The organism is Janthinobacterium sp. SUN206, from assembly GCF_030587305.1.
In the GTDB taxonomy this organism is placed as follows: domain Bacteria; phylum Pseudomonadota; class Gammaproteobacteria; order Burkholderiales; family Burkholderiaceae_D; genus Janthinobacterium; species Janthinobacterium kumbetense.
Genome location: NZ_JAPWIB010000002.1, coordinates 523,614 through 544,128, shown reverse-complemented (window position 1 = coordinate 544,128; position 20,515 = coordinate 523,614). Strand labels below are relative to the sequence as shown.

Below are 20,515 nucleotides of genomic sequence, written 5' to 3'. Positions count from 1 at the left end.
TTCTCCTGTGAAACCGCAGCGGGGGCGCTACGGGGTTATGAATTACCTGCCTGCAATGCGTCGTCGTCCCCGCCCGTCGTCGGCATGGTTTCCGATTCGATGGCGGCCAGGGCTTGCGCGGCGCGTTGCAATGCTGGCAAGAAATGTAAAGCCTTGTCGTGCGTCAAACGGATGATGGGCGCCTGGATGGCCACGGCCAGGTTCGAGCGGCCGTTCGGGTTCGGCACCAGCACGGCCACGCACAGCAGGCCGGGCAGGAATTCCTCGTCGTCCAGCGCATAGCCGTTGCGGCGCACCAGTTCCAGTTCGCGTTCCAGCTTGACGGGGTCCGTTTCCGTCTTGTCCGTAAAGCGCGTCAATTCCATGTGGCCCAGCAGGCGGCGCCGTTGCACGGGCGTCATTTGCGCCAGGAACAGCTTGCCGCTGGACGAGCAGTGGGCCGGCACCCGCGAACCGGGATGCAGGTAGAAGCGCAGCGGGGCCGCTGTTTCCACCCGGTCCAGGTACACGACTTCGCTGCCGCTGAAGGCCGTCAGGTTGCAGCTTTCGCCCACTTCCTCGACCAGCTGGCGCAAGACCATGCGGCGGGCGCCATGGAAAGTGTTGTTAATCAGTAGGTTCGATGCGAGGCGGCGCAGGCGCACGCCCGTGCTGTAGTGGCGGCCATCGCTTTCGCGCTGCAGCACGCCCACGCTTTCCAGCTGTTGCAGCATGCGGTGCAGGGTGGGCTTCGGCAAGCCCGTTTCTTCCACCAGCGCTTGCAGCGACAGCAACTGGTCTTTTTCGGCAATCACTTCCAGCAAGGCAAACAAACGCATCGTGGGCGTGTCGCCTTCCAGTTTTTCCGGCTCAAGTTTTGGGGATGAAATCATGTCCATGGTGGCCTCGGTTGGGTAGCTCTGAGTGTGACGTCAGCTTATTTCATTTTCGAACTCAAATTGTACCGTTTCCTTGAAAATCTGTTTGACTTTTGATTGCCGAACGCTTAAATTGAATTGTATATCAAATTTCGGAACAAAATATACCGATTTTTGATAAATTAATTGATAATTCGCTGCACTTCATCACCACAGACCAGGAGACACCCATGAATGACATGACCGAGCAAAAAGCCGCCGCCGCAGCGGCCATCCCCACCGGCCCGCAAAAGATGACGCCTTCCGAAGCGTTCGTGGAAACCCTGGCCGCCAATGGCGTGACCGACATGTTCGGCATCATGGGCTCGGCCTTCATGGACCCGATGGATATCTTCGCGCCCGCCGGCATCCGATTGATCCCTGTCGTGCACGAGCAGGGCGCCGGCCACATGGCCGACGGCTATGCGCGCGTTTCGGGCCGCCATGGCGTCGTCATCGGCCAGAACGGCCCCGGCATCAGCAATTGCGTCACGGCCATCGCCGCCGCTTACTGGGCGCACACGCCGGTGGTCATCATTACTCCCGAGACGGGCACGATGAGCATGGGCCTGGGCGGCTTCCAGGAAGCGAACCAGTTGCCGATGTTCGAAGAATTTACGAAATATCAAGGCCACGTCACGAATCCCGCCCGCATGGCGGAATTCACGGGCCGCTGCTTCGACCGCGCCATGTCGGAAATGGGCCCGACGCAATTGAATATCCCGCGTGACTATTTCTATGGCGAAATCAAGGCGGAAATCCCGAAACCGAACCGCCTGGACCGCGGCGCCGGCGGCGAGCAAAGCCTGAACGATGCGGCGGAACTGCTGGCCAAGGCCAAGTTCCCCGTGATCATCTCGGGCGGCGGCGTCGTCATGGGCGAAGCGATCGAGGAGTGCAAGGCCCTGGCCGAGCGCCTGGGCGCGCCCGTCGTGAACAGCTACCTGCACAATGACTCCTTCCCCGCCAGCCATCCGCTGTGGTGCGGCCCGCTCGGTTATCAAGGTTCCAAGGCGGCGATGAAACTGATCGCCCAGGCCGACGTCGTCGTGGCCCTCGGCTCGCGCCTGGGCCCGTTCGGCACCTTGCCGCAGCACGGCATGGATTACTGGCCGAAAAACGCGAAGATCATCCAGATCGACGCGGACAACAAGATGCTCGGTTTGGTGAAAAAGATTTCGGTGGGCATCTGCGGCGACGCCAAGGCGGCCGCCAAGGCGATTATTGCCCGCCTGGATGGCAAGAAGCTCGATTGCGACGCCACGCGCGACGCACGCTATGCCACAGTGCAAGCGGAAAAGGCCGCGTGGGAAGAAGAATTGACGAACTGGACCCATGAAAAGGATGCGTACAGCCTGGACATGATCGAGGAACAGAAGAAGGAGCCGGGCAATTATCTGCACCCGCGCCAGGTCTTGCGCGAGCTGGAAAAAGCCATGCCGGAAGACGTGATGGTGTCGACCGACATCGGCAACATCAACTCGGTGGCCAACAGTTACTTGCGCTTCGAAAAGCCGCGCAGCTTCTTTGCGGCGATGAGCTTTGGCAATTGCGGTTATGCCTTCCCGACCATCATCGGCGCCAAGGTTGCCGCGCCGCACCGTCCGGCCGTGTCGTATGCGGGCGACGGCGCCTGGGGCATGAGCTTGATGGAAACGATGACCTGCGTGCGCCACAACATTCCCGTGACGGCCGTGGTGTTCCACAACCGCCAATGGGGCGCGGAAAAGAAAAACCAGGTGGATTTCTACAACCGCCGCTTCGTCGCCGGGGAACTCGACAACCAGAGCTTTGCGGAAATTGCGCGGGCCATGGGCGCCGAAGGCATCACGGTCGACAAGCTGGAAGACGTGGGCCCGGCCCTGAAAAAGGCCATCGACATGCAGATGAATGAGGGCAAGACGACCATCATCGAAATCATGTGCACACGCGAGCTGGGCGACCCGTTCCGCCGCGATGCGCTGAGCAAGCCGATCCGGCACCTGGACAAGTACAAGGACTATGTTTAATTAAGTGAGCCAGCCTGTGGGAATGGGCTGTGACCAAATTCTCACAGATTGTCACGAAAACATCATAATTTCATTAAAGAATACAAGGCGTCCCGTTTTTTGAATTATTTGATTTGACAAGGCCATGCTTAAGGCTTAAATTCAATAAAAGACAAAAAACGGAACGTAGCGTATCAAAAACGATTTACGGAGACAACCATGAACCACCCTGTACCGCACACTGACGCCGTCACCACGGACTTCCTGCAAGCGTTCGGCGATGCCTGGAACCGCCACGATATCGAGGCCCTGATGGCCGCCATGGCCGACGATTGCGAATTCCACGCCGTCGCCGGTCCGGAACTTCTGGGCAAGAGCTTCATCGGCCGCGACGCCGTGCGCGCCGGCTTCGAGCTGGCCTGGCAAACCTTCCCCGACGCCGCCTGGCTCAACCCCGTGCATTTCGTCAGCGGCGAACGGGGCGTGACGGAGTCGACCTTTGCCGGCACCAAGGCGGACGGCACGCGCATCGAAGCGCGCATGGTCGATATCTTCACCTTCCGCGACGGCAAGATCGCAGTCAAGAATGCTTTCCGCAAGGATCGCCCACCCGTCGTCACAGTCTGAGCCAGCACGTTCACCAGGAATGACCATGAACAAACCTGTCGACACCCCGCCTGGCGTAATGGGCAACAACAGCACCGCCGCCCGCACGCCCTACGACCCCGCCTTCGATCCGCTGGTGGCCCAGCGCCCCGGCCATGGCAATGCCTACGCGCCCACCTACTGGATCGGCACGGCCGGCGAGCCGCCCGCCGACGACGGCCCCATCACGCATGACATCGACGTCGACGTGGCCATCATCGGCTCGGGTTTTACCGGCCTGTCCTGCGCCATCTTTTTGGCCCAGGAACACGGCATCAAGGCCACCGTGCTGGAAGCGAACCGGGTCAGCTGGGGCTGCAGCACGCGCAATGGCGGCCAGGCCCAGTGCACGACGGGCCGCCTGAAGCGCTCGCAGTGGATAGACCGTTATGGCCTGGACACGGCCCTGAAACTGCACGCGGAAGTGTGCGACGCGATGGAAACGTTCAAGAAGATCACGGCCGATATCGATTGCGACCCGCAGCCGGGCGGCCACCTGTACATCGCCCACAAGGCGAAAGCCATGCCCGCGCTGGAAAAAGAAGCCAAGGTCATGCGCGAGATCTTCAAGTACGACGCCCGCATCCTCGACGCCGGCACCGTCAAGCGCGAATTCGTCGACGACAAGGAAGCGGCCGGCGCGCTGCACGAGCCGGAAGGCATCGGCATCCATGCGGGCAAACTGGCCTTCGGCTACCTGCGCAAGGCGCGCGCGCTGGGCGCCAAGGTGCATCCGTCCAGCCCCGTGATGGGCTGGGAAACGCGCAATGGCGTGCATTATCTGCAAACGCCGGGCGGCGTGGTGCGTGCCCGTTCCGTGGCCGTGGCCACGGGCGGCTATACCTCGCCCCACCTGCATCCGCAAGTGAAGAACCGCCTGCTACCGATTCTGTCGAACTCGCTCGTCACGCGCCCGTTGACCCCGGCGGAAATCGAGGCGTGCAACTTCCGCACCCACCAGGTGATCACGGATACGCGCATCTTGCGCCACTACTACCGCTTGATGCCGGACAACCGCGTACAGATCGGCAGCCGCAGCGCCATCACGGGCGCCGACGCGCCGGACGACAAATACAAACAGTTTTTGATCAACGATCTGCACCGCAAGTTCCCCGCGCTGACGGGCATCGGCATCGATTACTCGTGGTGGGGCTGGGTCGACGTCAGCCACGACATGATGCCGCGCATCGTGCAGCCGGACCCGAAGCAATCGATCTTCTATTCGCTCGGTTACGGCGGCAACGGCGTCATGTACTCGGCGCAGGCGGGCCGGCGCATGGCCGAGCGCATCGCGGGCAAGGCCAGCGACACGGGCTTGCCGATCTTCAATTCGAAATTGCCGTACCCCAACATGATGGAACTGGTCGAATCGCAAGCGTTCGCCCCGTTCCGCCGCCTGGGCCAGCGCTTCCTGTACCGCTGGTATCACTTGAAGGATGAAGTGTTTTAAATAGTAATAGCAGTAGTCGTACTAAGCCGCCGTATGAGTTGACATAGAGCAACCAACGGCGCCTCCCGCAAGGGATGAGATTGCCCGCACGTTCACACATAACAATAACTTGGAGTGAGACATGAACACATACACGAGCAAAAACACGGTATTTTCAACGATGCGCCGCGCCGTCCTCGGCACCCTGGTGCTGGGTGTCGTGGCCGCCTCCAGCGGCACGGCCTTCGCGCAAGGCAAGGAAGTGACGATTGCCTACCAGGAAATCAACGGCCCCTTCCTGGTGGCCATCGCCAGCGGCGAAGTGGAAAAAACCACCGGCTATAAAATCAACTGGCGCAAATTCGATTCGGGCGCCAAGGTGGCCACCGGCATGGCGTCCGGCGACGTGCAGATCGGCGTCATCGGTTCGAGCCCATTGACGGCGGCCGTCAGCCGCGGCGTCGATCTGCAGCTGTTCTGGATCATCGACGACATCAACGAAGCCGAAGCGATGGTGGCGCGCAACGGCGCCGGCATCAGCAAGCCCACGGACTTGCGCGGCAAGAAGATCGCCGTGCCATTCGTTTCCACCACGCATTTTCACACCATGTTCGCGCTGGAAACGTGGGGCATCAAGCCCACGGAAGTGAAATTGCTGAACATGCAGCCGAACCAGATCGCCGCCGCCTGGGAGCGGGGCGACATCGACGCCGCCTTCGTGTGGGACCCGGCCTTGAGCAAACTCAAGCAAAACGGCAAGGTGCTGGTCACTTCCGGCGAACTGAGCAAGAAGGGCAAGGCCACGTTTGACGGCATGGCCGTCGAGCGCGCCTGGGGCGAAGCGAACGCGGACTTCATGGCCAAGTTCGTCAAGGTGATGGCCGCTGCCGACGCCGACTACCGCGCCAATCCGAAGGCGTGGACCATCGATTCCCCGCAAGTGAAAGCCAACGTCAAGCATTCGGGCGCGGCCGCCAAGGACGTGGCCGCTTCCGTGGCCCTGTACGCCTACCCATCGCTGCAGGAACAGGCGTCGCCGGCCTGGCTCGGTGGCGGCGCGAAGGGCGGCGTGGCGCAAGCCTTGCTGGCCACGGCGCAATTTTTGAAGGGCGAAGGCAAGATCGACACCCTGGCAAGCGATTACGCCAAATATGTGACACCCAGGTATGCACAGGCCGCCGGCCTGCTGAAGTAAACGTTGTGCGATGGCGCGCCTGCGGGCGCGCTGACTGAACAGAATACGTTGAACTGAAGTGACTACACCTATGCGGGGCACACGATGGAAAATCTCTACGTCAAGGATGTCAGCGTGATTTATCCGGGCAAGACGGCCGGTGAACGCGTACATGCCTTAAATAATATCAATCTCACCATCAATAGCGGCGACTTCGTCGTCGCGCTGGGCGCCTCGGGTTGCGGCAAGACCACCTTGCTGAGCCTGATGGCGGGCTTTATCGCCCCCTCCAAGGGCGAGATCATGCTCGGCGACAATAAAGTGGAAGGGCCGGGCGCCGACCGTGGCGTCGTATTCCAGAAACATGCCTTGCTGCCGTGGCTGAACGTGATGGAAAACGTGGAATTCGGCTTGAAGCTGCAAGGCGTGCCGAAAGCCGTGCGGCGCGAACAGGCGGCAAAGAACCTGGCGCTGGTCGGCTTGAAGGACTTTCACGACAATATGATTTATCAATTGTCGGGCGGCATGCAGCAAAGGGTGGGCATCGCCCGCGCCCTGACCAGCAATCCCGCCATGCTGCTGATGGATGAACCGATGGCGGCGCTCGACGCGCTGACGCGCGAAACCATCCAGGAGTTGCTGCTCGATATCTGGGCCAAGTCCAGCACCATGTTCTTCTTCATTACCCACAGCGTCGACGAGGCGCTGTTCCTGGCGAACCGGCTGATCGTCATGTCGCCCCGTCCGGGCCGCATCACGCACACGTATGAACTCGATTTCAACAAGCGCTTCCTCGAGTGCCGCGATGCGCGCGCCGTGAAATCGAGCCCGGACTTCATCAAGATGCGCGAAACGGTGCTCAACATCATTTATGGCGACGAGCGCGCCGTCAATAAAGAGCTGGAGGTGTCCCATGCATAGCCCATCCGTCGTGGGATTTCCTCCCACCACCGCCAAGCGCGCCGGCTTTTTCTCGCGCCTGTTCGCCCCCCGCTGCGCCATGCCCGGCGAAGCGTTCGGCGCGCCGGGGCAGGGCAATTCCAGCCGCATCGCCACCGTCACCGTCATCGCCGTGCTCCTGCTGTGGTTTGGCGTGACGGCCAGCGGCATGGTGAAACCCTTGTTTCTGCCTTCGCCGCAAGCCGTGTATGAAAAATTCATCATGGCGGCCACCACCGGTTTCGGCGGCGCCACCCTGTGGGAACACACGGTGGCCAGCCTGGTGCGCGTGTTCGGCGCCTTTGGCCTGGCTTGCCTGTTTGCCATTCCCGTCGGCGTGATGATGGGCGTCAACCGCGTGGCGCGGGGCATCTTCGATCCCTTGATCGAGTTCTACCGTCCATTGCCGCCGCTTGCTTACTTGCCACTGGTCATCATCTGGTTCGGTATCGGCGAGTTTTCGAAGGTCTACCTGATCTTCCTGGCCATCTTCGCGCCGATGGCGATCGCGGCCCGCGCGGGCGTCAGCTCCGTGTCGCTGGAGCAAATCCACGCGGCCTACTCGATGGGCGCTACCCGTTTCCAGGTGATCGTGCACGTGATTTTGCGCGCGGCGATACCGGAAATCCTCACCGGCATGCGCATCGGCATCGGCGTGGGCTGGACCACCCTGGTGGCGGGCGAAATGGTGGCGGCCACGCGCGGCCTCGGCTACATGGTGCTCAGCGCGTCCGAGTTCCTGGCCAGCGACGTGGTGATCATGGGCATTATCGTGATCGGCTTCTTCGCTTTCCTGTTTGATTTGATGATGCGTTACCTCGAACGTACCCTCGTGCCATGGAAGGGCAAGGTGTAAGACGTTCCCGGGAGTGGCGCGCACGCCACAAGTGTTGCCGCCGCTCCCTTTTTTTAATCCGCAATAAGCCGTACTTACCCTCCAGCGCGCTTGCCCCTCGGGCGCCGCGCCGGGCCGCTGCATTTCCAGATTGACTTATGGAATGCGGCCAACCAGACTGATTCACACGATGTATCGATGCTGCTTGACGGTGTTGCCTAAATAAAACAAAGCCGCGCGGCAAGAACAAGCCGCAGCAGGCAGGGCGCACCGAGCTTCAGAGATTTTCAGGAGACAAAACATGATTAGCGAATCGCATAACAGTACCGGCTTGCAGCACTCGCTCAAGCAACGCCACATGAGCATGATCGCCATTGGCGGCGTGATCGGCGCCGGCCTCTTTGTCGGCAGCGGCGTCATCGCCAAGGCCGCCGGCCCGGCCGCCATCCTTTCCTTCCTGCTCACGGGCGGCCTCGTCGTCCTGATCATGCGCATGCTGGGCGAGCTGGCCTCGTCCCTGCCCGTGGTCGGCTCCTTTTACGAATATGCGCGCCTGGCCTTCGACGACAAGCCGAAAGTGTCGAAATTCCTCGGCTTCATGAGCGGCTGGATGTACTGGTATTTCTGGGTCGTCGTCGTGGCCCTGGAAGCCATTGCTGGTGCGAAATTAGTCAACTTCTGGCTGCCCGACGTGCCGTCGTGGTCGATCAGCCTGGTGCTGCTCGTGTCGATGACCATCCTGAACCTGTTCTCCGTGAAGGCGTTTGGCGAATTCGAGTTCTGGTTCGCCTCGATCAAGGTGGTCGCCATCGTCGTCTTCCTGTTTGTCGGCGCCTTGTTCATCACGGGAAGCTTGCCTAACAGCATCCCGACCCTGGGCTTTTTGACCAGCAACGGCGGCTTCATGCCGCATGGCTGGGGCCCCGTGCTCAGCGGCGCCGTCGCCGCCACGGCCTTTTATTCGGGCGCCGAAATCGTCACCATCGCCGCCGCCGAAACGTCGGACCCGGCCAAGGCCATCGCCCGCGCCACCAATTCCGTCATTACGCGCGTGCTGATGTTCTATGTGGGTTCCATGTTTGTCGTCGTCTGCATCGTGCCCTGGGATTCGCCGGCCATCGCCACGCCTTTCGTCAGCGCCCTGACCGTCATGAACATCCCATACGCGGCCCACATCATGAACGCCATCATCCTGACGGCCGTGCTGTCGGCCTTGAATTCCAGCCTGTATGCCTCGTCGCGCATGATCTTTGCACTGACGCGCCGCGGCGATGCGCCGACTGGCCTGGTCAAGCTGAGCAAGAACGGCGTGCCGATCCGCGCCATCCTGTTCAGCACCTTGTTCGCCTACTTTGCCATTGCCGTCTCGTATGTGTCGGCCGACCTCGTGTTCCCCTTCATCGTCAACTCTTACGGCATCCTGATCCTGTTCGTCTACCTGCTCATTGCGATATCTCAATTGCGTTTGCGTCGTCGCCTGGAACGCGAATGCCCGGAACGCATCAAGGTGCGCATGTGGCTGTTTCCTTACCTGACCTACTTCACCATCATCGCCATGCTGGTGATCCTGGGCGCCATGAGCGTGTCGTCCGATACGGAGCAGCGCGTGTCGTTCTGGTTCGGCCTGCTGAGCGTGGTCATCCTGAGCGTCATGTACTACATCAAGAAACTGGTCAACGACGACCGCAACGGCGGTGAGGCGGCCGACACCAAAGTGGAGCTCAAACATGTCTGACACGACCTTGTTGCCCGCAGGCCGGCGCCGCTTCCTGCGCACGACGGCCGCCCTGGGCGCCGCCGCAGTGGCGGGGCCTGGGTCAGCCTTGGCCGCTTCCGTCACCTTGCCGTTTGAAAATGGCGAACGCGAACTGGTGGCCTTCCCGCAAAAGCGCCCGCTGATCCTGCTGACCAGCCGTCCGCCCCAGCTGGAAACGCCGTTCGGCGTGTTCAATGAAGGCGCGATCACGCCCAACGATGCGTTTTTCGTGCGTTATCACTGGAGCGGCTTGCCCACCAGCATAGACGGCGACAGCTACCGGCTGCGCATCGCCGGCCTAGTCAAGACGCCCTTGGAACTGTCGCTGGCGGAACTGAAGCAGCTGGCCGAGCCCGTCGACGTGGTGGCCGTGACGCAATGTTCAGGCAACAGCCGCGGCTTTTTCGCCCCCCGTGCGAATGGCGGGCAGCTGGGCAATGGCGCCATGGGCAATGCCCGCTGGACGGGTATCCCCCTGAAAACCGTGCTGGAAAAGGCCGGCATCGCGGCCAATGCCGTGCAAGTGGCCTTCAATGGCCTGGAAACGCCGCCCGTGGGCGACGGTCCCGACTTTCAGAAAGCCTTGTCGGTCGAGCACATCATGGCCGGCGACGTCATGCTGGCCTGGGCCATGAATGGCGAGGACATTCCTTTCCTCAACGGCTACCCGCTGCGCCTGATCGTGCCCGGCTATTACGGCACTTACTGGGTCAAGCACCTGAGCGACATCACCGTGCTGGACAAGCCCTTCGACGGCTTCTGGATGAGCACGGGCTACCGCATTCCCGACAATGGTTCCGGCTTCATCGAACCGGGCGCGCCCGTGGGCAAGACGACGCCGATCAGCCGCCTCAACGTGCGCTCCTTCATTACCAGCGTGCAAGATGGCGCGCAAGTGAAGGCGGGACGCGACCTGGCCTTGCGCGGCATCGCGTTTGATGGCGGCCAGGGCATCAGCGAGGTGACCGTCTCGGTGGATGGCGGTCAGAGCTGGCAGGAAGCCAGGCTGGGCAAGGACCTGGGGCGCTTTTCGTTCCGCGAGTGGACGATGGTCATGAAGGCGCCGCGCAAGGGCAAGCATGTGCTGATGGTGCGCGCCGTTAACCGCATCGGCCAGAGTCAGCCCATGAAAGCCCTGTGGAATCCCATGGGTTATATGCGCAACGTGGTGGAAACCACGCGCATCCAGGCAGTCTGAGGAGAACCATATGAAGATATTACTTGCCGCGCTGGCACTGTCGGCGGCGGGCGGCGCGTGCGCGCTGGACATCCACTTGCCGCCGGAAACGGCGACCTACAAACCCAGCGAATTGCCTGGCTACCAGCTGGTGCAGCGCAATTGCATGACGTGCCACGCGGCCCAGTACGCATCGACCCAGCCGCCCGCCTCGCCGCGCGCCTACTGGGAAGCGACTGTCAAGAAGATGAAAAAGCCGTTCGGCGCCCAGTTTGACGATGCGGATGTGCCGGCCATGGTCGATTACCTGGTAAAAACCTATGGCGCGGAGCGGGGCACCGCCGTGCCTGCCGCTGCCGTCGCCAAGCCCGTGGCAGCCGCCGTCCCGGCTACCGGCGGCAAGGATGTCAAAAGCTTGCTGGCGGCGAACGGCTGCATGGCTTGCCACGCCCTCGACCAGAAAGTGGTCGGCCCCGGCTTTGCCGAGGTGGCGGCCAGGTACAAGGGCAAGGACGGCATCGCCGCCGTGGCGGCCAACATCCGCAGTGGCGGTGCGGGCAAATGGGGCCCCGTGCCCATGCCGCCGTTCAGCCAGCTCAGCGAAGCCGATGCGGCGGCCTTGGCGAAGTACGTGCTGAACAGATAAGTTCGTCCCGGACGCGCGGCGACCCTTAATACCACTTGCCGCCACCCGTCCTGCGCGGTATTGCCCGCTGCCATCATGCAGCGGGCTTTTTTTACGTCCCCTATTCGCCGCTACCTCGCTTGCCAACGCGGCGGTTGCATGCACTGGTATTGTAAAAAACACCGTTATATAAAACCACTTGACTACCAATTTAGGGCGTCGCATTCTCTGTGCAGAAAGCCGACGCTTCGCTGTGCTTTCTTTACGTACAACATAAAAGCTACTTCGATAGTTTTCGTATAACGTTCAGGAGACATTGTGAAGACACGGCAAATTAGCCGGCTGGCCTCGCCTTTGATGGCTGGCCTGCTGGGCAGCGCGCTGCTCGCTTGCGGCGGCAATTCCACCACCGAACCCTCATCGACCTTGCTGGCCGCCACGGCTGCCGCCGACAATTGCGCGGCCTGGAGCGCCGCTGCCGTCTACACGGCGGGCCAGTGCGCCGTCTACGACGGCAAGGTGTACCGGGCCAAATGGTGGGTGCAGGGCACGGCGCCGAACAACGACCAGTGGGGACCGTGGAGCCTCGATACCACCACCCCGACACCGACTCCCACGCCGACGCCGACTCCCACCCCGACGCCGACGCCCACTCCAACACCCACTCCCACGCCGACACCCACGCCTACGCCCGGCATCCCCACCAAGGCCCAGGCCGAGGCCAACGAGGCGGCGCTGACGAATAACGATTTCTTCCGCAAGGTCAAGGCCTCGATCCGTACCCTGGGCAATGCGGCCGTCGAAGCCGTGCAGCCGGGCCTGACCAGCAATCCGCTCAACGTCAAGCGGGTCGAGCGCCTGCTGCCGGCGGCGAAGTGGGATTACTATTTTGCCGCGCGCGACGTCAGCTATACGTACCAGCGCTTTCTGCAAGCGGTGGCCAAGTTCCCGGCCGTGTGCGACGACTACAGCGACGGGCGCAATGCGGACGCCATCTGCCGCCACAGCCTGGCGACCATGTTCGCCCACTTCGGGCAGGAAACGGGCGACCACAACGCCAGCAGCCCGCTGCCGCAATGGCGCCAGGGCTTGAAGTATTTGCGCGAACTGGGCTGCGACGAGACGGGCGCCGGCTGCGGCTACAACATCGAGTGCGCCGACCCCGTCTTCAACAAGGTGTGGACCTGCGGCAAGAACGCCGACGGCAGCTTCAAGAAGTATTTCGGCCGTGGCGCCAAGCAGCTGTCGTACAACTACAACTATGGGCCGTTTTCGCAAGCCATGCATGACGGCGATCAATCCGTGCTGCTGAAAAATCCGGACCTGGTGGCCTCGACGTGGCTGAACCTGGCGTCGGCCACGTTCTTCTTCGTCTATCCGCAACCGCCGAAACCGTCGATGCTGCATGTGCTCGATGGCACGTGGGTGCCGAACGCGGCCGATACGACGGCTGGCGCGGGCAATAACTTTGCCACCACCATCATGATCATCAACGCCGAATGCGGGCAGGGCACGGAAAAGCAGGCCGCGCAAAACCGCATCGATTACTACAAGCAATTTGCCGCCGACATGGGCTGGGATTATTCCGGCGAACAATTGTCATGCGCCAACATGCAGCGCTTCACCCCGGCCAGTTCCGCTTCCTACAACATCTATTGGGAAAAGAACTGGAGCGCGGGTGGCGAGAACCAATGCCAGCTGGTCAGTTACCAAACCCCGTACAGCGCCTTGCTGGCCGGAAACTACGTGAAATGCGTGGAAGCCAACTGGAATGTGAAGTTGCAGTAGCAGTAAATGCAGGAATAGCCGGCCAGGGATAACAGTTGACAAGAGCCCCTTCAGGGGCCTGCAACAGCTCACAACGTACAACCTGTACAACCATAACGGAGACCAATACAACATGAAATCGAATGCATTATTGATGGCCCTGCTCAGCGGCGTGCTCGTCGCTTGCGGCGGCGGCCAGGAAGGCACGACCGCCACGCCCAACACCTTGCTGGCCGCCGCGGAAGCGTGCGCCGTCTGGGATGCCGCCACCGTCTACACGGGCGGCCAGTGCGTGCTGTACCAGGGCGTCACCTACAAGGCCAAGTGGTGGACGCAGGGCAATGTCCCCAGCGCCACCGACCAGTGGGGCCCATGGGCCGTGACGGATACCCCGACGCCAACCCCGACGCCAACCCCGACACCGACCCCGACGCCAACGCCAACACCAACGCCAACACCGACACCGACCCCGACCCCAACGCCGACACCGACCCCGACGCCAACACCGACCCCAACGCCGACACCGACGCCAACCCCCACGGCTTGCCGTCCGGACGGCTTGATCTCGGCCGTGCCGAATGTGCCGTATTGCAAGGTGTACGACGCGAATGGCCGCGAAGTGCTGGGCAATGGCTTGAACCGGCGCATCGTCGGCTATTTCGCCAGCTGGCGCACGGGCGCCGATGGCAGCCCGACTTACCTGGTGAACAATTTGCCGTGGGACAAGATCACCCACTTGAACTATGCGTTTGCCTCCGTCGATCCGGCCACGTCAAAAATCGCCATCGGCAGCGGCGCGGCCAATCCCGATACGGGCCTCACGTGGCCAAACGTGCCTGCCGCCGCCATGGACCCGTCGCTGCCGTACAAGGGCCACTTCAACTTGCTGTCGCAATACAAGAAGAAGTATCCGGGCGTGAAACTGATGATTTCCGTGGGCGGCTGGGCCGGCAGCGGCGGCTTTTACACGGCCACGACGAACGCGGACGGCAGCATCAACACGGCCGGCATCAACACCCTGGCCGACTCCATGGTGGCCTTCGTGCGCCAGTACAACTTCTTCGATGGCGTCGATGTCGATTACGAACATCCGACCACCAACAATGAAGCGGGCAATCCGAACGACTTCGCCGTCTCGAAACCGCGCCTGGCGGGCCTGATGACGAGCTACAACGTGCTGCTGAAAGTGCTGCGCCAGAAGCTCGACGAAGCGGCTGTGCAGGACAACAAGTATTACCTGCTGACCATTGCCGGCTCGGCCTCGGGCTGGGTCTTGCGGGGCGAGGAAAACATGTCGGGATTGAAATATCTCGATTACGCCAGCCTGATGTCGTATGACTTGCACGGCGCGTGGAACCAGTACGTGGGACCGAACGCGGCGCTGTTTGACGACGGCAACGACGGTGAGTTGCGCGCCGGTAACGCCTACCAGTTCCAGAATATCGGCTATCTGAATACGGACTGGGCCTACCGCTATTACCGTGGCGCCATGCAGGCGGGGCGCATCAATATCGGCGTGCCGTTCTATACGCGGGGCTGGAAGGATGTGACGGGTGGCACGAATGGCTTGTGGGGCACGACGCCGTTGATCAGTTCCACGGTCACCTGCGCCGGCACCAAGACGTGCGGCACGGGCGCCACCGGCATCGACAACGTGTGGTACGACCTGGATTCGCAGGGCAAACCGACGCCAGGCGGCGGCAACCCCATCTGGCATGCGCTGAACTTGCAGAACGGTATCGTGCCGAGCTACCTGGATGCCTATAAAGTCACGGACAAGGCGCTGGTGGGCACCTATGTGCCGTATTACAGCAGCACCATGGTGGCGCCGTGGCTGTGGAATGCGACCAAGAAAGTATTCATTTCCACGGAAACCACGCAGTCGATCGCGGCCAAGGCCCAGTACATCGTCAACAACAATATCGGCGGCGTAATGATCTGGGAAATGGCGGGTGACTATGCGTGGGATGCCACGCGCAACGGCGGCAAGGGCGAGTATTTCATGGGTACCACCCTGACGGACGTGCTGTACCAGGCCTTCCGCACGGCTGGCGCGTATGGCAACAAACGCGCCGAAATCGCCATGCCGGGCACGGCGGCCAACGTCAGCATCACCCTGGGGGGCTGGAAGCTGGGCGACAACAACTTCCCCATCAATCCGGTGATGACGGTGAAGAACAACACGGCTTCGACCTTGCCGGGCGGCACCGTGGTGGAGTTCGACTATCCCGTCTCGGCGCCGTCGGACATGAGCGACCAGTCCGGCTTCGGCTTGACGGTGATCAATGCCGGTTACACGGGGCCGAACAATATCGGCGGCTTCACGAAGAACTACAACCGGGCCCGCTTTGCGATTCCCGCCTGGCAATCGCTGGCGCCGGGCGGCTCCGTGGCGCTGACCTTGAATTACCGCTTGCCGATCTCGGGACCTGCCAACTACACGGTCACCGTGGGCGGCACCAAGTATGCGCTGACGCAAGAGTATCCGGAATTGCCGGTGGCCTTGCCGTAAGTTGAATCCGGTAATGTAAACAGAGAAGGGCGGAACCGCGGTTCCGCCCTTTTTGGTTTCTGGCGTTAGCTAAGCTGGCTTAAAACCAGGTTTCCACCTGGAAGCCGTACGAGGTGCCGCTGGTATTGTTGTTGTAGATCGGGCCGCCGTTGTTCGACGCATTGACCGAGGCGGTGGCCGCATCGTTCCATTTGCCGTAGGTCACGAAAGCGCGCAGTTCGGGACGCGACCACAGGCCAGGACCGGCCGAGATCGTCGGCGCGATGGTCAGCTTGGTCAGGCGCTTGGCCGGCAGGCCGCCCGCTTGCGTCACGCGGTCCGTGCCCAGTTCGCCCACCAGCTTGAAGTTGTCGGTGAACGCGTACACGGGACGCACGCCAACCGAGGTCCAGGTCGAGGAACCGTTGGCGTTCGACTCGTCTTTTTGCCACAGGGCAACGAATTCCATGCCGAAGTTGGCCATCGGCTGGATCGCCATGTCATTGAAGATACGCGTGCGTTTCACGTCCGAACCGAAATTGGTGTCGCCCGAAGCGCCGAACTGCGCGCCCTTGCCCGTGCCGGGACCGACGCCGTACTGCACGCCGAAGGTATTGCCGCCGCCAAACACTTTACCTTGGCGGTGGAATGCCGACAGCTGCCAGCCGTTATTGCGCTTGCCAGTGGCGACGTCATCCTTGCCTTCGCCGATGATGTAGGTCGCGGCCAGGTCCAGGGTGCCGTTTTCATTGACGGGAATCTCGCCGTAGATGAAGTTCTGACGCACGGCCGATTTGGTGTTGACGCCGCCGTTCGGCAACGCGACCTTGACGTCGTTGTCCTTGAAGAAAGCATACGAGAATTTACCCGGGCCAGCGGGAATGCGGTCCAGGCCGGCGCCCGTGCCGTTCATATTGATGTATTGCAAGTCCAACATGTGGATGTCAGGACGGTAGTAGAAGCGTTTACCGATCCAGGCCGTGCCGCCGTTCAGGAAATCGAGTCCCTGCGCTTCGACGTAGGCCTTGACGATGCCCAGCTTGTTGTCGCCGAAATCCGAGTTAGGCGCATAAGCGTTGACCCAGATGGTGGCCAGGTAGTTCACGCCGCCGGACTTGGCGATGGACTTGGTGTAGCCGAATTCCGTGTAGGCGTCGCACTCATTGCCCAGACGGTATTTCATGGTATTGCCACCCAGGCCGAAGCAGCCTTGCGAACCGCCGTCGCCCGACGTATTGCTGCCGGCGCCGGCGCGCAGGTAGCCGTGGAAGCCTTCGGAGTCGGATGGGTACATCGGGTCGGCCATGGCGGAAGCGCTGGCGATGGCGAGGAGCAGGGCAGGCAAGGTTTTCAAGGCAGTGCGGTTCATGCGGTCTCCAGAAAAATGTAGGTGGTAGCGGTGGCGCCCCGGAAGGCTGTCACCGCACACGGTCTAATGCCGAAAACCAAGTCTAGCAGCGCTTTTTTAACCACCCTGATACAAAACGAACAAGTGACGATACTTTCTTTCAAAGTGTTGTTTTTATCCAATGTCGATACTCTTGCGCATAGTGGGCTTGCAAAGGAGTATCGAATTGCGGTTTTGGAGTATCAGAAAGTATCAAAGTCTGGTGCTACATTGTGGTCGTGGTGCTAAGTACCTGAGCATTGCCAACGACAAAAAACACTGGAGACACACAATGAAACGTTCCGCCATTGCCGCGCTGTGCGCCGGCTTCCTCAGTTCGTCCGCCTTCGCCGCAACCGACCTCGTCATCGCCACCGTCAACAATGGCCACATGATCGAAATGCAAAAGCTCAGCAAGTTCTTCGAGCAAGCCAATCCCGACATCAAGCTCAAATGGGTGACCCTGGAAGAGGGCGTCTTGCGCCAGCGCATGACCACCGATATTGCCACCAAGGGCGGCCAGTTCGACGTGATGACCATCGGCCTGTATGAAACGCCCATCTGGGGCAAGAAAAACTGGTTGATCCCCATCAAACCTGACGCCAAATACGATATCGACGACTTGCTGCCCGCCATACGCGAAGGCCTCTCCGGCGACGGCAAGCTGTACGCGTCGCCGTTCTATGGCGAAAGCTCGATGATCATGTACCGCAGCGACCTGGTCAAAAAGGCGGGCGTGACGATCGAGGACCGTCCTTCCTGGAACCAGTTGCGCGACGTGGCGGCCAAGCTGCACGATCCGGCCAACGGCGTGTACGGCATCTGCCTGCGCGGCAAGCCGGGTTGGGGCGACAACATGGCGCTGATCACCACCATGGCCAATTCCTATGGCGGCCAGTTGTTCGACATGCAATGGAAGCCGCAATTTACCAGCAAGCCGTGGAAAGACGCGGTCAACATGTATGTCGACCTGATGAAGAAATACGGCCCGCCGGGCGCGGCTGCCAACAGCTTCAATGAAAACCTGGCGCTGTTTAACCAGGGCAAGTGCGGCATCTGGATCGACGCGACCATCGCCGCCTCCTTCATCACCGACCCCAAGCAAAGCAAGGTGGCCGACAAGGTGGCGTTCGCCCAGTCGCCCGTGGGCGTGACGGAGCGGGGCGCCAACTGGCTGTGGATCTGGTCGCTCGCCATTCCGTCGAGCTCGAAGCACCCGAACGAGGCGCAGCGCTTCATCAACTGGGCCACCTCGCCCGACTACGTGAAACTGGTTGCCAAGGAAACGAGCTGGGCCAACGTGCCGACGGGCACGCGCAAGTCGACGTATGCGAGCCCCGAATTCCAGAAAGTGGCGAAATTTGCCGCCGCCGAAGGCAAGGCCCTGGCCACCACGCGCGCCGTGCAAAGCACCTTGCCGCCATCGCCATATGTGGGCGTGCAATTCGCGTCGATCCCCGAATTCCAGGTGATCGGCGTGGCGGCCGGCCAGCAGATGGCGGCGGCGTTGCTGGGCAAGGTGACGGTGGACCAGGCGCTGGAATTGTCGCAGCAGACGGCTGAACGCGAGATGCGCAAAGGAGGGTACTACAAGTAAGCCTGCTGCATAGTTTGCTTGCTCCAATAGCGTAAAGCCGGGGTCAGACCCGACGGGTCTGACCCCAGATTTTTGCCGGCGATTGTTCCTTCTTGCCCCAAGAGAAATCCTATGAAACGCATTATCCCCCGGACTTTGCTGACGCCGGCCGTGGTCGCCGTCTCCGTCATTTCCGTGATCCCGCTGCTGATCACCCTGTATTACGCGTTCGTGCGCTATTCGATGCTCGATCCCAGCGGCCATCCTTTCCATGGCCTGGCCAATTTCCACTTTTTCTTTACGGATGCCTCGTTCCTGCCGGCCCTGCAGAACACGTTTACCCTGCTGTTTTCCGTCATGCTGATCACGGTGGTGCTGGGCACGGCGCTGGGCTTGCTGATCAATGAAGCGTTTCCGGGGCGCGCCGTCGTGCGCGTGCTCTTGATTTCGCCGTTTCTTGTCATGCCGGCCGTGAATGCCCTGATGTGGAAGAACATGCTGCTCAACCCGATCTACGGCCTGTTTGCGCAGATCAGCCTATTCTTTGGCGCCACGCCTGTCGACTGGCTGTCGGCCCACCCCCTGTTTTCCATCATCATGATGGTTTCGTGGCAATGGCTGCCGTTTGCCTGCCTGATCTTCATGACGGCGCTGCAATCGATGGACCGGGAACAGCTGGAAGCGGCGCGCATGGATGGTGCCACGTATCTGCAGCAGTTGCGTTACCTCTACATTCCCCACCTGGGACGCGCCGTCTCGGTGGTGCTGATGATCGAAATGATCTTCTTGCTGTCGATCTTTGCGGAAATCTTTACCACCACGGGCGGCGGTCCCGGCTTCGACACGACCACCATCACTTTCATGATTTACCAGCAGGCACTGCTGTCCTATGACGTGGGAGCGGCCTCGGCCGGCGCCCTGTTCGCCGTGCTCATCGCCAACATCGCCGCCTTCTTCCTGATGCGCGTCATCGGCAAGAATCTGTCGAAATAAGGAGACCTTGATGCATAGCAAACTTAACTTATATGGCCGCACGGCTGCCGCCTGGCTGTTCGCGCTGCTGCTGTTCTTCCCCATCTTCTGGCTGGGTCTGATGGCCTTCAAGACGGAAGGGCAAGCCATTTCCACGCCGCCGCTGCTGTTCTTCACACCCACGCTCGACAGCTTCCGCGAAGTGCTGGCGCGCGACAATTACTTCGGCTATGCGTGGAATTCGCTGTTTACCAGCGTGCTCTCGACGGCCATCGGCCTCCTGATTGCCATCCCGGCCGCGTACTCGATGGCTTTCTTTCCCACGGGCGGCACCATCGGTTTGCTGAAATTCATGCTCAGCTCACGTTACATGCCCGGCGTGGGCGCCTTGATGCCGATCTATATCTGCTACCAGTACTTCGGCCTGCTCGACACGCGCATCGGCCTGACCATCATGTTCATGCTGATGAATTTGCCCATCATGATCTGGCTGCTGTACACGAGCATGAAGGAGTTGCCGCGCGAAATCCTGGAAGCGTCGCGCATGGATGGCGCCACCGTGTGGGACGAATTCCGCCACGTCGTGCTGCCCCTGTCCGTGGGCGGCATCGCTTCCACGGCCCTCGTGTGCATGGTGTGGTCGTGGAATGAATCGTTCTGGTCGCTGAACCTGGGCGCTTCCAACGCGGGCACCCTGGCCTGGCTCATCGCATCATATTCGAGCCCGGAAGGCTTGTTCTGGGCGAAATTGTCGGCCGCTTCCCTGATGGCCATCGCACCCATCATGGCGCTGGGCTGGTTCTGCCAGAAACAACTGGTGCAGGGTATGACCTTTGGCGCAGTCAAATAAACTACAGA

At 61.1% G+C, this 20,515-nt stretch carries 16 protein-coding genes; 14 read left to right on the top strand and 2 right to left on the bottom strand.

Features of this window, described 5'->3' with window-relative positions; genetic code table 11:
* Positions 1-35: 35 nt before the first annotated feature.
* Positions 36-872 carry an IclR family transcriptional regulator gene (locus O3300_RS15275; protein WP_369811606.1) on the bottom strand — a complete coding sequence of 279 codons (837 nt, stop codon included), beginning with the start codon at positions 870-872 and terminating at the stop codon, positions 36-38.
* A gap of 224 nt (positions 873-1,096) precedes the next feature.
* On the opposite strand from O3300_RS15275, the gene xsc reads away from it, so the two are divergent.
* From xsc to O3300_RS15220, 11 genes are all read left to right on the top strand, one after another.
* Entirely contained in the window at positions 1,097-2,905 is a 1,809-nt protein-coding gene (gene xsc, locus O3300_RS15270) for a sulfoacetaldehyde acetyltransferase (RefSeq protein WP_289906731.1), read from the top strand.
* 198 nt (positions 2,906-3,103) lie between these two features.
* Positions 3,104-3,511, top strand: a complete 408-nt coding sequence (locus O3300_RS15265) for a nuclear transport factor 2 family protein (RefSeq protein ID WP_034788413.1) — start codon at positions 3,104-3,106, stop codon at positions 3,509-3,511.
* Between the two features lie 58 nt (positions 3,512-3,569).
* Positions 3,570-4,979 (top strand): FAD-binding oxidoreductase, encoded by a 1,410-nt coding sequence (locus O3300_RS15260; RefSeq protein WP_289906733.1) that lies wholly within the window; start codon positions 3,570-3,572, stop codon positions 4,977-4,979.
* A gap of 121 nt (positions 4,980-5,100) precedes the next feature.
* Positions 5,101-6,153 (top strand): taurine ABC transporter substrate-binding protein, encoded by a 1,053-nt coding sequence (tauA, locus tag O3300_RS15255; protein WP_369812292.1) that lies wholly within the window; start codon positions 5,101-5,103, stop codon positions 6,151-6,153.
* 84 nt (positions 6,154-6,237) lie between these two features.
* Complete coding sequence (locus O3300_RS15250; RefSeq protein ID WP_070219220.1) at positions 6,238-7,053, top strand: taurine ABC transporter ATP-binding protein; 816 nt, start codon at positions 6,238-6,240, stop codon at positions 7,051-7,053.
* 79 nt (positions 7,054-7,132) lie between these two features.
* Positions 7,133-7,927 carry an ABC transporter permease subunit gene (locus tag O3300_RS15245; protein ID WP_058049276.1) on the top strand — a complete coding sequence of 265 codons (795 nt, stop codon included), beginning with the start codon at positions 7,133-7,135 and terminating at the stop codon, positions 7,925-7,927.
* A 280-nt stretch (positions 7,928-8,207) separates the two neighbouring features.
* The gene (locus O3300_RS15240) at positions 8,208-9,641 is read left to right on the top strand and encodes an amino acid permease (RefSeq protein WP_305053425.1); all 1,434 of its coding nucleotides are present in this window, start codon (positions 8,208-8,210) and stop codon (positions 9,639-9,641) included.
* Positions 9,634-10,860, top strand: coding sequence for a molybdopterin-dependent oxidoreductase (locus O3300_RS15235; protein ID WP_305053424.1), 1,227 nt, complete (start codon positions 9,634-9,636; stop codon positions 10,858-10,860). The genes O3300_RS15240 and O3300_RS15235 overlap by 8 nt, the downstream gene beginning before the upstream one ends.
* A gap of 10 nt (positions 10,861-10,870) precedes the next feature.
* Entirely contained in the window at positions 10,871-11,485 is a 615-nt protein-coding gene (locus O3300_RS15230; protein ID WP_305053423.1) for a c-type cytochrome, read from the top strand.
* A gap of 297 nt (positions 11,486-11,782) precedes the next feature.
* Positions 11,783-13,252, top strand: coding sequence for a glycoside hydrolase family 19 protein (locus O3300_RS15225; RefSeq protein WP_305053422.1), 1,470 nt, complete (start codon positions 11,783-11,785; stop codon positions 13,250-13,252).
* A gap of 112 nt (positions 13,253-13,364) precedes the next feature.
* Complete coding sequence (locus O3300_RS15220; protein WP_289906555.1) at positions 13,365-15,743, top strand: glycosyl hydrolase family 18 protein; 2,379 nt, start codon at positions 13,365-13,367, stop codon at positions 15,741-15,743.
* A gap of 79 nt (positions 15,744-15,822) precedes the next feature.
* Here O3300_RS15220 and O3300_RS15215 read toward each other — a convergent pair whose 3' ends face one another.
* Positions 15,823-17,091: a carbohydrate porin gene (locus tag O3300_RS15215; RefSeq protein ID WP_305053421.1), complete on the bottom strand. Its 1,269-nt coding sequence runs from the start codon at positions 17,089-17,091 to the stop codon at positions 15,823-15,825.
* A gap of 310 nt (positions 17,092-17,401) precedes the next feature.
* Here O3300_RS15215 and O3300_RS15210 point away from each other — a divergent pair, with 310 nt between their 5' ends.
* The 3 genes from O3300_RS15210 (at position 17,402) to O3300_RS15200 (ending at position 20,507) form a co-directional block, all read left to right on the top strand.
* Entirely contained in the window at positions 17,402-18,706 is a 1,305-nt protein-coding gene (locus O3300_RS15210) for a sugar ABC transporter substrate-binding protein (RefSeq protein WP_099664784.1), read from the top strand.
* Positions 18,707-18,817: 111 nt separating this feature from the next.
* A complete protein-coding gene (locus tag O3300_RS15205) occupies positions 18,818-19,678 on the top strand; it encodes a carbohydrate ABC transporter permease (protein ID WP_099664783.1) in 861 nt (286 codons plus the stop codon).
* A gap of 10 nt (positions 19,679-19,688) precedes the next feature.
* Complete coding sequence (locus O3300_RS15200; protein ID WP_034777945.1) at positions 19,689-20,507, top strand: carbohydrate ABC transporter permease; 819 nt, start codon at positions 19,689-19,691, stop codon at positions 20,505-20,507.
* Positions 20,508-20,515 lie beyond the last annotated feature (8 nt).